Source organism: Epilithonimonas sp. JDS, assembly GCF_021261315.1.
Lineage (GTDB): Bacteria > Bacteroidota > Bacteroidia > Flavobacteriales > Weeksellaceae > Epilithonimonas.
Genome location: NZ_JAJSAX010000003.1, coordinates 301,237 through 314,832, shown reverse-complemented (window position 1 = coordinate 314,832; position 13,596 = coordinate 301,237). Strand labels below are relative to the sequence as shown.

The 13,596-nt window shown below is 39.7% G+C and carries 9 protein-coding genes and 1 tRNA gene; all 10 read left to right on the top strand.

Going from position 1 to position 13,596, the window contains the following annotated elements:
* The first annotated feature begins 135 nt into the window (after nucleotides 1-135).
* The 10 genes from LUD75_RS11755 (at nucleotide 136) to LUD75_RS11710 (ending at nucleotide 13,524) form a co-directional block, all read left to right on the top strand.
* Nucleotides 136-3,108, top strand: a complete 2,973-nt coding sequence (locus LUD75_RS11755) for a tetratricopeptide repeat protein (RefSeq protein WP_232705865.1) — start codon at nucleotides 136-138, stop codon at nucleotides 3,106-3,108.
* Between the two features lie 135 nt (nucleotides 3,109-3,243).
* Nucleotides 3,244-5,022 carry a TonB-dependent receptor gene (locus tag LUD75_RS11750; protein WP_232705864.1) on the top strand — a complete coding sequence of 593 codons (1,779 nt, stop codon included), beginning with the start codon at nucleotides 3,244-3,246 and terminating at the stop codon, nucleotides 5,020-5,022.
* A gap of 64 nt (nucleotides 5,023-5,086) precedes the next feature.
* A tRNA-Arg gene (locus LUD75_RS11745) sits at nucleotides 5,087-5,160 on the top strand.
* 99 nt (nucleotides 5,161-5,259) lie between these two features.
* Nucleotides 5,260-6,606: a sigma-54 dependent transcriptional regulator gene (locus LUD75_RS11740; RefSeq protein WP_232705863.1), complete on the top strand. Its 1,347-nt coding sequence runs from the start codon at nucleotides 5,260-5,262 to the stop codon at nucleotides 6,604-6,606.
* A gap of 159 nt (nucleotides 6,607-6,765) precedes the next feature.
* Nucleotides 6,766-7,125 carry a hypothetical protein gene (locus LUD75_RS11735; RefSeq protein ID WP_232705862.1) on the top strand — a complete coding sequence of 120 codons (360 nt, stop codon included), beginning with the start codon at nucleotides 6,766-6,768 and terminating at the stop codon, nucleotides 7,123-7,125.
* A 248-nt stretch (nucleotides 7,126-7,373) separates the two neighbouring features.
* Nucleotides 7,374-7,757, top strand: coding sequence for a hypothetical protein (locus tag LUD75_RS11730; RefSeq protein WP_232705861.1), 384 nt, complete (start codon nucleotides 7,374-7,376; stop codon nucleotides 7,755-7,757).
* Between the two features lie 225 nt (nucleotides 7,758-7,982).
* Nucleotides 7,983-9,683: a potassium-transporting ATPase subunit KdpA gene (gene kdpA, locus LUD75_RS11725; protein WP_232705860.1), complete on the top strand. Its 1,701-nt coding sequence runs from the start codon at nucleotides 7,983-7,985 to the stop codon at nucleotides 9,681-9,683.
* A gap of 10 nt (nucleotides 9,684-9,693) precedes the next feature.
* Nucleotides 9,694-11,733, top strand: a complete 2,040-nt coding sequence (gene kdpB, locus LUD75_RS11720; protein ID WP_232705859.1) for a potassium-transporting ATPase subunit KdpB — start codon at nucleotides 9,694-9,696, stop codon at nucleotides 11,731-11,733.
* Between the two features lie 127 nt (nucleotides 11,734-11,860).
* Nucleotides 11,861-12,421 (top strand): K(+)-transporting ATPase subunit C, encoded by a 561-nt coding sequence (locus tag LUD75_RS11715; RefSeq protein ID WP_232705858.1) that lies wholly within the window; start codon nucleotides 11,861-11,863, stop codon nucleotides 12,419-12,421.
* A gap of 20 nt (nucleotides 12,422-12,441) precedes the next feature.
* A complete protein-coding gene (locus LUD75_RS11710) occupies nucleotides 12,442-13,524 on the top strand; it encodes a porin (protein ID WP_232705857.1) in 1,083 nt (360 codons plus the stop codon).
* Nucleotides 13,525-13,596: the final 72 nt, after the last annotated feature.

The window sequence follows — 13,596 nt, the reverse complement described above, 5'->3', positions numbered from 1 at the left end:
TATTATTTAAAAATTATAATTAATTCCCAATTAAATTCCCTTAAATAATATCTTTTCGCTATTTTCGTTGAAAATGAAACGAACTTTGTCCTAGATTCAAATCTTTGACTCAGTTTTCCAGAAAATATATTTCGGATGAATTCAAAAAAAATAATAATCGCTTCGATGTTATCTCTTTACGGGATTTCCGAGGCGCAACAATCTCAATATTTTACAAAGAACGAAGATTATCATTTCGGTTTGGCAGATAATCTCTACCAGACCAAAATCTACAACGCTTCGCAATACGAATATTCCAAACAATATTTCTACAACAAGAATCTCAGCAATTCCAGAAAAGAAGCTTCGGCGTTTTTCAGCAATGTGATTGGCGTGATCCTTCAGCAACAATATGCAGAAGAAGGCTTGAACGCTTTTATGAAAGAATATCCGAATTCTGCATATTTTGCGCAGGCCAATGGACCGTTGGCGGATTATTATTTGGCGAAAAAAGATTTTGAGAAAGCGTTGGAAACTTTGCAGAAGGTCAATCAATACCAATTGAGCAAGGAGGAAAACACGCAACATATTATGAAGTTGGGTTACGCCAAGTTTATGACCGGCGACTCTGCTGGCGCGATCGAGGCTTTGGAAGAATCTTTCAAATCGGCGGACGAGACCAGCAAACCTGCGATTTCTTATATGCTAGGACATTTGTATTACGCTGACAAGCAGAATGATAATGCCTTCATCTATTTTGACCAGATTAAAAATAATGAGGAATATGCGCATCTTGTGAAGCCTTATTATGTTCAGATGTACTACAATCAAAAGAATTATGACCTTGCGATCTCGGAAGGAAATGAACTTCTTAATAATGGAAAATTAACCAGTTACGATACGGAAATTCATAAGATAGTTGGTGAAAGTTATTTTATGAAAGGCGATTATCAGTCAGCTTATCCACATCTGAAATTATTTTTGGATAAGGAACAAACACCTTCAGAATCTGACCTTTATGAGATGGGATTTGTGTCCGCTCAGCTGAAGAAAAATGATGAAGCGGTTGGCTATTACAACCAATTGATCAACAGCAATTCTCCGTTGGCGCAGAATGCCTATTACCAATTGGGAAATGCGTATTTGGAAACCGGAAAAAAACAGGAAGCTTTGTCGGCCTATCGTAATTCTTCACAAATGAATTATGACCCGAAAGTTCAGCAACTGGCTTTGGAACAATACGCGAAATTGAGTTATGAACTGGGAAATCCATTTGAAAATTCATCAAAAGTAATTCAAAGATATATTGACAAATATCCGAGCGGTGCAAAAACGCAGGAAATGAGATCGCTTTTGGTTAAATCTTATCTGTATTCCGGAGATTACAAAGCGACTTTGGATGCGCTCGGAAAGCTCGACCAGAAAACGAACGAGACCAAGAAAATAGAGCAGGAGGTTTCCTATCTTTTGGGTTCTGAGGAATTCAACAAAGGGAATTTTGATGTGGCTGAAAAATATTTCAAGCAAAGTCTTCAATCTAATTTAAACAAGGAATTTTACAAGAAAGCGCAATATTGGTTGGGTCAAACTTACTATCAAAAAGGTGATTACAAATCAGCGATCGCGACTTATACCAAACTCGAGAACGAAACGGCAGAAGGTTTCCCAGAGCGTGAGCAATTGGACTACGATTTAGGTTATGCTTATTTCAAGGCTAAGGATTTTGCTACGGCGCAGGAATATTTTAAGGAATATTTGAGGTTCCCGAAACAGGAATTCAAAGCAGATGCGGAATTGCGTTTGGCTGATACATATTATGCTAACAATCAATTGAATGAAGCTTTAGAGATCTATAACAAAACCGAAAATGCCAGTGATTACACTTTGTATCAAAAATCTTTGGCTCTCGGTTTTAAAGGCGATACGGTTGCGAAAATTAATGAGCTGAAAACCTTGATCTCAAAGTATCCAAACTCTGAATATGTTGATGATGCGAACTACGAAATCGGAACGGCCTATGCGCAGAATGATGATTTCAATAATTCAAATTCATACTTCGATAAAGTTATTAAATCTAGTCCGGACAAAGATCTTGTAGCCAATTCCCAGATCTACCGAGCGCAGAATTACATCGACCAAGACCAAACGGATAAGGCGATTGCTGAGTTCCAGCTTTTGGCAAATCAATATAAAAATACAGCGTTTGCAGAGAAAATCGTTTTGGCTTCCAAACCTGCTTTCGTGAAAAAAGGCGACGTTGCAGGTTACGAACAATTTGCTAAAACTTTGAATGTGAAAGTTGACACTTCAGAGATCAATGAGATCAATTTCAATCTGGCGCAAGAAAGTTTTGCTAAGAAGGATTATACTAAAGCCGTTACTTACTACGAGAAATATCTGGAGCAAAGTCCGAGTGGCGACAATCTCTTCAAATCTCAATATGAATTGGGCGAAAGTTATTATCAGCTAAAACAAATTGACAAAGCGATGTTGCCGTTGCAAAATGTAGCCGATTTCCAGAATGATTATCAGCAAGATGCGCAGGTTCGATTGGCTCAGATCTACATTTCTCAAGACAAAATTTCGGATGCGAAAAAATATCTGGAACAAGTTGCCAACTCCACGAATGTGAATATCAAAAACTTCGCTTCGATTGAATTAATGAAAATCTACGCGGACGAAAAGAACTTTGCTGAAGCGGAAAAATTCGCTAATGCCGTGATCTCGAATTCTAAAAATTCTGCAGCCACATTGGAACAGGCGAAAGTCATAAAAGCGAGAAGTCTGATGCAACAATCGAAAGATAAAGAGGCGCAAACAGCTTACACAGCTTTGGAAAAATCCTCGAATACAGAAGTTGCGGCGGAAGCTCTTTACGCAAAAGCTTTCTATCAAAACAAAGGAAAAGCCTTCAAATCGTCCAACGAAACGATTTTCAAATTGGCAAATAATTACGCTTCGGAAGAATATTGGGGCGCAAAAGCTTTGGTGATAATGGCAAAGAATTATTTGGCTTTGAAAGATAATTATCAAGCGAGTTACACTTTGGACGAAATCATCAATAATTATGGAGATTTCCCAGAAGTTGTGGCGGAAGCGAAAGAGGTGAAAGCGCAAATCAAGAAGTAAAGATAAAGGTTACAAATTTTTAAATCAATTTTCACACCGATCCTAATGGGAGAATTGCTTTAAAAATTTCATCAAAATTACTCACTTTAGGGTTGGGGAAATAGTTTTGATGAAATTTTAAAAAATAAAAAATAAATGAACAAACTGAAATATATCGCCGTTCTGGCATTTTTAGGAACTTTCGGAATTTCGGAAATCGGAGCTCAAATCAAAGAAGAGCAACTGATCCTGAACAGAAAACGTGAACCTGAAGTCAAGAAGATCGAGAAGAAGAAAACGTCTGTGATCCAGGAGAAAAATTATCCGCCGGAAAATAAAAAGAAGGAAGATTCTCTCAATCTGAAATACGATATTGTGAATGTTCCGCCGGTTTCTGACTTCAAAACGACCGAGATCCAAAGCGAAGATATCTCTCCGAAATTCAACAATGATTTTCAGTCTAATTATTTCAGATTGGGTTACGGGAATTATGGAAAGTTCCTGGCAGATGCGAATATTTCTGGAAAAGTTCAGGAGAATGTGGAAGTGGGAGCGGACGTTCACTATTTGTCAACTACTGGATTGAAGAAAGATTACGATTGGGATTCCAAAAGCAGTCAGGCAAAAATTGGCGCTTTTGCGAATATCTATGCGGAAAAAGGCAAGTTCAATCTGGATGCGAATTATGGTTTTAATAATTACAATTACTACGGAATCTACGCTTTTACGCCTGAAAATTCTGATCTGGATCTACAGCAAAAAGTCAATACGTTTAGTGTTAATGCTTCGTACGACCATTATTCCAACGAGATTTTGAACAATGTAAAAGTAAGATCGTATTTTCTTAGCGATCATTTTAATGCGAAAGAAAGTTATGCTGATGTTGAACTGAATTTGTCAAAACACGATTTTGCAATCAACGATCAGATAACGGCAAATGGTGATTTAGGAATCGATCTGGAAACAGTAAATTCTAAATTCGAATTGTTGAATCAAAATAATTCCAACCAACTTAATTTCACTTTGTCACCAAAAGTCACTTTCTATAAAGGCGAATCTTATTTGTTGATTGGGTCGGATTTTAGTTTTCTAAATTCTAAATTATCTGATTTTACGGGAGAAAATAAAGGTAGCAAATTCTATTGGTTCCCAAGAGCGGAAGTTTTGGTTGCGGCCGCAGATGAATTCAAATTCTACGGAGGAATCGATGGCGGTTTGAAGCTGAATACTTACGGAAATCTGTTGGAAGAAAATCCATTTTTGATCTCGGATCTGCTTTTGACACCAACTGAAAACAAATACCATTTCTATTTCGGTTTGAAGGGAGACATCAACCAAATGTTCAAATACGATGTGAACGCAGGTTTCAGCAAAGTGAATAACGCACAGTTTTTCATTAATAATGGTTTGTTTGATAACAGGATTTCTGCCGAAAGACCCGGATTTGATTATGCAAATACATTTAGTTCAATTTACGACAATGGAACTTTGATGGAGGTAAAAGGTGATTTGCAAGTATTTCCAATGGAAAATTTGACTGTTGATGCAGGTTTGCATTTTATGAAATACAAATTAGATGATCTAGAAGAAGTTTATTATAAGCCTTTGGTTCAATTAAATCTCGGTGCAAAATACACGATGTTAGAGAAGAAGCTGACACTTGGTTTCAAAGGGTATTTCGTAACCGACAGAACCTCAAATGCTTTCTTGGTAACGCCTAACGATTTTGTGCCTGGTCAATACATGCAGACAGAGAATCGAGATGTAAAAGTTGGCGGTTATGCAGATTTAAATTTGTCGGCAGAGTACAAATTTCACAAAAATTTCAGTATTTTCGCACTCGGAAATAATCTTCTAGGCGCCAAATATCAGAATTACTTGGGCTACAAAGTTTTGGGAGCGCAGGTCGTAGGCGGCGTGAAGATTACGTTCTAACATAATTGATAGATGATAATCGATAAATGATCATTCATCACTTATCGATTATAATTTATAAAACGGCTGCGTAGTTCAACTGGATAGAATATCAGATTTCGGCTCTGAGGGTTGGGGGTTCGAATCCCTTCGCGGTCACAACAACGCCAGCAGTTTTCTGTTGGCGTTGTTTTTATATAGACTTTTATTCTAAAATCGAATCTATTAATATTTATCTTTGCATCTAATTTTCGAAGCGTGAATAGAATTCTCATTATCGACGACGAAGAAAAGATCAGAACTTTACTTTCCCGAATTATCAGTCTGGAAGGCTTTGAAGTTTTTCAGGCTTCCGATCTCAGAAACGGAAAAAAAAGACTGGAGATTTCTGAAATTGATGTCGTAATCTGCGATGTCAAACTTCCGGACGGCAGCGGCGTCGAATTTTCAAAATTCGTCAAAGACAAATATCCTTCGGTCGAAGTCATCTTGCTGACCGCTTTCGGAAATATTCCCGATGGCGTGCAGGCCATAAAAAATGGCGCTTTTGATTACATCACAAAAGGCGATGATAACAACAAGATTATTCCGTTAGTTTACAAAGCCACCGAAAAAGTTGCGCTGAACAAACGTGTCCTCCAATTGGAAAAACAATTGGGAAACAAATATTCTTTTGATACGATAATCGGAAAATCGAAACAGATAAAATTTGCGATTGATTCCGGAAAAAAAGTAGCTGTGACGGACGCTACAGTTCTCCTGACTGGCGAAACCGGCACAGGAAAAGAAGTTTTTTCACAGGCTATCCATAATGCTAGTAATCGGAGCAAACAGAATTTTGTAGCCATCAACTGCTCCGCATTCAGCAAAGAATTACTGGAAAACGAATTGTTCGGGCACAAAGCCGGTGCTTTTACAGGTGCCATCAAAGATTCCAAAGGGATTTTCGACGAGGCTAACAATGGAACTGTTTTCCTGGATGAGATAGGAGAGATGCCACTCGATCTGCAAGCCAAACTGCTTCGCGTTCTGGAGTCCGGAGAATTTCTGAAAGTTGGCGACAACAAAGTGACCAAGATCAATGTCAGAATTATCGCCGCCACCAACCGAGATCTTGAAAAAGAAATTGAAGCTGGAAACTTCCGCGAAGATTTGTTTTACAGGATTAATATTTTTAATATTTCACTGCCATCGCTTAGGGAAAGAGTTTCTGATATTGAGGAATTGGCACATTACTTTCTGAAAACATTTTCTATTAAGACTGGAAAAAAGATTAATTCTATCAGCCAGGATTATCTTGAAGCTCTAAAGCAGCATCCTTGGAAAGGAAATATCCGCGAACTTCGGAATGTTATCGAAAGAAGCGTGATCCTTACCGATGAATCCGAGTTGGAATTGATTTCACTTCCGTCTGATTTTCAAAATGTAAATTCCAATATTTCCGATAACAAAAATCTGTCGGCGTTCTCGCTTGCCAGTGCAGAGAAAATTCAAATCCAGAAAACTTTAAATTACACCAAAGGAAATAAAGCAGAAGCAGCTCGATTGCTGGAAATTGGCATCGCCACACTTTACCGCAAAATCGAAGAATACAAAATTTCATAAGATCATTATCATATTGAGAAAAAGCCTATCATTTTGATAGGCTTTTTTATTGATTAAATATTTAATTTAAATTTTAAGCTATTGATTATATATGAGTTATAGTCAATCATTGCCGCTGGGAATATTTATTGGCATTAGTGATTCAAAACAATTACTAAAATGAATCACACAGAAGCAATACAGGAAATCATCCAAGTGGTTCCGGATTCCAAAGCGGAGTTCGCAGAAGTTTACAAAACTAAAAATTCCTTTATGGTCATCAATGTCTTTACGAGGCAGATCAAAAACCTTATCAGGAAAGGTGACACCACAATTCTGATCCGGTCATTCGAAAAAATGAATGAACTCTACCAAAAGGGCGATCAGGCGCTGAAAAACGCCGTAGAAAATGTGTTCGTCTATTCCCTAGACAGCCTGACTTTTTCCTGCGACAACACCTACAAAAATTTAATTTTTTCGAAAATGCCGACAGGCTTGCATCAGGTTTACTTGCGTCAAATCTATAAATCAGGACTTTAAAACAAAAAATATTATGCATCGAAAAATAATGAAATCGGGAAATTGGCAAAGCTGGAAAAGATCTAAAACCAAACACAACTTGGAAATCTTAATCATCAATTTGGCGGTCATCCTCAGTGTTTTTGTGTTCGCAGCCATTATTCAACCTTAAAATATAAAGGATTATGACAACGATTTTAATTCTTTTGGGAATCGCCCTTTTCTCCATCTTTTATCTGCTGATCAGAACTTTTGAAAAAATTTGAGCAATGCAGAAAATTAATCAAAAAAAGACGGTAGAATACCTGAAGGCTTTCTATCCAGACATCCGGAATGATATTGCAAATCTCTCAGATCGGAACAATTTCGCAGGAATTATGCAGACAACAGTCGATCACATTAAGAATCTTTTAGAACAGACAAAAATCCAATCGGTAATCCGGAATGTCAAACGGATGAACTGGATCTACAACCGCGGAAATTCATACGTGAGATACCTGATAGAAAATATCTTCATCCGCTCATTTGAAAGCCTGAAAAGAAAAACAAATCCACAGCAATGGCGATTTCTCTACCAGGAGATTCCCGCAGATTTTAAAACCATTTATCTGGAACAGACAAGAAAAGACCACCAATTAATCAACAGATCATGATCACATTATTTATTATTGCCATTGCCGTCTTTGGCTACATAGGCTACGTTTTAGTAAAACCGGAAAAATTCTAGAAATGAAAGATAGAAGGATTAAAAATGAAATTAAAGATTGGTTTCAACTTATCGGTTGGGCTCTTTTCGTCATTGCATTCCTTTACATCATCATTAAAATGAAAACAATCAATTAAATTTTAAAGAAACTATTAATAAACGATTCTAAAAAATGGACAAAGAAATATTAGGAATTATATTGATGTTCGCCCTCGCAGTCGGTATTGCACTGCCACTCGGGCGCTACATCTCAAAAATTTTCGGAAACGAAAAAACCTGGCTGGACAAGCTGTTAAATCCTGTAGATCGATTATTCTACAAAATTTCAGGTATCGATCCCGAAAAAGAAATGACCTGGAAACAACATCTGATCGCCTTGTTGACCATCAATCTTGTGTGGTTTTTGGCAGCTATGTTTGTTTTGACCAATATGAGCTGGCTCCCAATGAATCCGGACAACAATCCATCAATGAGCGGCGATTTGGCTTTTAATACGGCAGTCAGTTTTGTGACAAATACCAATCTTCAGCATTATTCCGGCGAAACAGGAATGTCCTATCTCGGACAGTTGACCTTGATGCTGTGGCAGTTTATCAGCGCAGGATGCGGGATAGCAATCGCAGCTGTCGTGTTTTTTGCAATGAAAGAACGAACGACCGATAAACTTGGGAATTTCTATTTCTTTTTTGTGAGAAGCTGCACCAGAATTCTATTTCCAATTGCAATTGTAGTGGCTTCATTACTGGCATTCAACGGAACGCCGATGACTTTTGAGGGCAAAGATTCAATTATCAATTTACAAGGTGATAAAGTAGAAGTTAGCCGCGGTCCAGTCGCTGCATTTGTGGCGATCAAACATTTGGGAACCAACGGCGGTGGATTTTTTGGCCCCAACTCTGCGCATCCTCTGGAAAATCCGAATTACTTTACAAACATTGTTGAGATCGTCACTCAGATGTTGATTCCTTTAGCTATGATATTTGCAATGGGATTTATTATCAAAAGAAGAAAGCTTTCTTGGACGATTTTTGGTGTAATGACCATCGGATTTTTAATGTTAATGATACCGACCGTCGTATCCGAAGTCAATGGCAATCCTGCGATTTCCGAGATGGGAATTTCTCAATCGATGGGAAATATGGAAGGGAAAGAGGTCCGTTTCGGTGCTGCAGCCTCAGCTTATTGGAGCATTGCGACGACGGTCATTTCCACAGGAAGTATCAATTCTATGCACGACAGTTTTATGCCACTCAGTGGAATGAACCAATTACTGGGGATGATGGTCAATTGTTTCTACGGCGGAGTTGGCGTCGGTTTCCTGAATTTCTACATTTTTATCATTCTCGCAGTTTTCATCAGCGGATTGATGGTAGGAAGAACACCGGAATTTCTGGGTAAGAAGATTGAAGCGAGAGAAATGAAGATTGCAATGATCATCGCACTTCTGCATCCACTTTTGATCCTGGCAGGAACCGCGATCGCGAGTTATACTTTTGCGAATGATCCTGAAGCTTACGCCAGTTGGCTGAATAATCCTGGCTTTCACGGCTTCAGCGAGATACTGTATGAATTCACATCGTCAAGTGCCAACAACGGAAGTGGTTTTGAAGGTCTTGGAGACAATACACCTTTCTGGAACATCGCCTGTGGCATCGTTATGCTGATGGCAAGATATCTTCCAATCATCGGTCCCGTGGCCATTGCCGGAAGTCTTGCTGCCAAAAAATACATCCCGGAAAGTGCTGGTACGTTGAAAACCGACACACCAACTTTCGGATTGATGGTCTTCGCTGTTATCGCACTTGTTGCTGCGCTGTCTTTCTTCCCGGCTTTGGCTTTGGGACCTATCGCAGAACATTTTTCACTTAAATAATTGAATTAAAATGAAAGGAAATCAAAATAATTTGTTTCAGGCCGAATTGGTCAATGAAGCATTGAAACAGTCTTTTATAAAACTAAGTCCATCCAAAATGTTCCGCAATCCTGTAATGTTCATGGTGTGGATTGGAACATTGGTAATGGCCGGCGTTTGTGTCTGGATCGCGCTTGGCGAGAAAGATCAAGGAAGCTTGATCTATAATATCATCGTAACTGCTGTTTTATTTATCACCTTACTGTTCGCCAATTTTGCAGAAGGCATCGCAGAAGCAAGAGGAAAAGCGCAGGCAGATTCACTCAGAAAAACAAGAGAAGAAACGCCTGCGAAATGGATTCAGCCGGTGGGGGATATTTTTAATGATGAAATCACCATTGTTCCTTCCTCTCAACTTAAAAAAGGCGATGTGTTCCTATGTGAGCCTGGCGACATCATTGCCTCAGATGGTGAGATCATCGAAGGTCTTGCAACTATCGACGAAAGTGCGATTACTGGAGAAAGTGCACCCGTGATCCGTGAATCTGGCGGTGACAAAAGCAGTGTGACCGGCGGAACAAAAGTACTTTCCGACAGGATCAAAGTCAAAGTGACCACAGAACCAGGCGAAAGTTTTCTGGATAAAATGATCGCCTTGGTAGAAGGAGCTTCCAGACAGAAAACACCGAACGAAATAGCCTTAACTATACTTTTGGCAGGTTTCACATTGGTATTCATCATCGTGACGGTGACGCTCAAACCTTTTGGGGATTACGCAAATACGCCAATCACTATTTCTGCTTTTATTTCATTATTTGTTTGCTTAATTCCAACGACCATCGGCGGACTTCTATCAGCCATCGGAATTGCCGGAATGGACAGAGCATTGAGAGCCAATGTGATCACAAAAAGTGGAAAAGCGGTTGAAACTGCAGGAGACGTGGATGTTCTTTTGCTTGATAAAACCGGAACCATCACAATCGGAAACAGAAAAGCGACCCATTTCCATATTGCAAACGGGATCGACGAAAAACATTTTCAGAAAGCGGTAGTCTTAGGTTCTATGGCAGATGAAACGCCGGAAGGAAAGTCAATCATAGAACTCGCAGGAATTGATCCTAAAACTTATGAAATCAAAAATCCCGAATTCATCAATTTCACAGCAGAGACGAGAAGTTCAGGTGTGGACTATGACAACATCAGAATCAGAAAAGGTGCTGCGGATTCCATCAAAAACTTGGTTGAAAAAGCAGGCAATCCTTTTCCAAAAGAAATCGAAGAAGCGGTGAGAACCATTTCCAGCAACGGCGGTACACCATTGGTCGTTTCCGAGAACGAAAAAATATTGGGTGTCGTGGAGCTTCAGGATATCATCAAACCGGGCATTCAGGAGCGTTTTGAACGTCTGAGAAAAATGGGAATCAAAACCGTGATGGTCACAGGCGATAATCCTTTGACCGCCAAATATATCGCTGAAAAAGCGGGCGTAGATGATTTCATAGCCGAAGCGAAACCTGAGGACAAGATGAACTACATCAAAAAAGAACAAGCCGAAGGCCGATTGGTCGCCATGATGGGTGATGGAACCAATGATGCGCCTGCACTTGCTCAAGCCGATGTCGGCGTTGCGATGAACAGCGGAACACAAGCGGCAAAAGAGGCCGGAAATATGGTGGATCTGGACAACGACCCGACCAAACTGATCGAGATCGTGGAAATAGGAAAACAATTGCTGATGACAAGAGGAACTTTAACAACTTTCAGTATTGCGAATGATGTCGCTAAGTATTTCGCCATCGTTCCGGCATTGTTCATCGCTTCGATTCCAGCTTTGCAAGGATTGAATATTATGAACCTTCATTCCCCGGAAAGTGCCATTCTGTCGGCTGTTATCTTCAATGCGATCATCATTCCGGTATTGATTCCACTGGCTCTGAAAGGTGTGGCCTACAAACCGATCGGTGCGAGTGCATTGCTCAGAAGAAACCTTTTGATCTACGGTCTGGGCGGCGTTTTGATCCCATTTGTCGGAATCAAGATCATCGACCTGATTGTGTCCCTGTTTATTTAAATTATTTGGGCAGCTCGATTCGTCCTCCGTTCCCTCCCGATTTTACTTCGGGATCCACTCAGGCCGGGCTGCAGATCCAGTGTCAAAAGACGCCACAACATAAAATCGAACTTTAAAATTAAATCAAATGAAACAAAATATTCTTCCTGCCTTGAAACTGACATTGGTTTGTCTTCTGTTTTTCTCAGGATTTTACACGCTCATGATTTTCGGGATCGCACAATTTTCTCCCAACAACGGAAAAGGCGAGATTGTCACGATCGATAACGAAAAATATTATACAAACGTCGGACAGGCATTTACGGAAGATCAGTATTTCTGGTCACGCCCTTCAGCTGTAGATTATAACGCAGCCGGAGCTGCGGGAAGCAACAAAGGACCTTCCAATCCCGATTATTTGAAAACCGTTCAGGAGCGAATTGACAACTTCATCAAACATAATCCTGAAGTTTCAAAAGCCGAGATTCCATCTGATCTCGTCACCGCCAGCGGAAGTGGATTGGATCCTAATATCTCCGTGCAGGCTGCTGATGTGCAGGTGAAAAGAATTGCGAAGATCAGGAATCTTAATGAAAACAAAATTCAAGATCTGGTAGCTTCCAATATAGAAAAACCTTTTCTGGGATTATTCGGAACGGAAAAAATCAATGTGTTAAAACTCAATATCGCGCTAGACGCTTTGAAATAATTAAATTGAAATTAATAAAAATGAAAAATATAAAACTATTGGCATTGATGATGTTAGGCGCTTCCGCATCTTTGTTTGCACAGGAAGACGATGTGAAACCATTGAAAATTTCGGCTTACGCTGAGGTCTACTACCAATTCGACTTCAGTAATCCTCAGAACAACACACGTCCGGGTTTCATCTACAGCCACAACCGGAACAATGAGGTCAATCTGAATCTCGGATTCGTAAAAGCCAATTACGAAATCGAAAGACTTCGCGCCAATCTGGCTTTAGCAACCGGAACGTATATGAATGCCAATTATGCTGCAGAACCTGGCGTCCTCAAAAATATCTATGAAGCTAATGTTGGTGTGAAAATTTCGAAGTCTAAAAATCTATGGATCGATGCCGGAATTATGGCTTCACACATCGGTTTTGAAAGTGCCATCAGCAAAGATTGCTGGACTTTGACAAGAAGTCTTTTGGCAGAGAATTCACCTTACTACGAAAGCGGCGCAAAGATTACCTACACCAGCAACAGCGGAAAATGGTTGGTCAGCGGTTTGGTTCTGAATGGCTGGCAGCGGATCCAACGTGTGGATGGAAATTCGACGGTCGGTTTTGGACACCAATTGACGTACAAACCGACGGATAAGATCACGCTAAACAGCAGTTCCTTCGTTGGGAATGATAAGCCGGACAGCATCAGGCAGATGCGGTACTTTCACAATCTGTACGGTATTTTTCAGCTGAGTAAAAAGTTGGCTTTGACCACAGGTTTCGATATCGGAGCCGAGCAAAAGATGAAAGGCAGCGAGCAATACAATGTTTGGTTTTCGCCTGTGGTCATTGCAAAATATGCAGCCACAGACAAGCTGAGTTTTGCAGCAAGAGGCGAATATTACAGTGATGAAAAAGGCGTCATCATTGCGACGGGAACAGAAAATGGATTCAAGACCTTCGGCTATTCTGTGAATGCAGATTACTGGATCCTTCCAAATCTCGTTTGGCGTACCGAAGTGAAAAACCTAGGCAGTAAGGATGATATTTTTCTGGATCGAGATGATCATTTGAACAAAAATAATTTTATGGCAGTCACATCGCTTGCCGTAAGTTTTTAATAGTTTCCATATTACCAAATCCCTTGTTGAATTTTTGACAAGGGATTTACCTAAATTTGATATAGATAATCT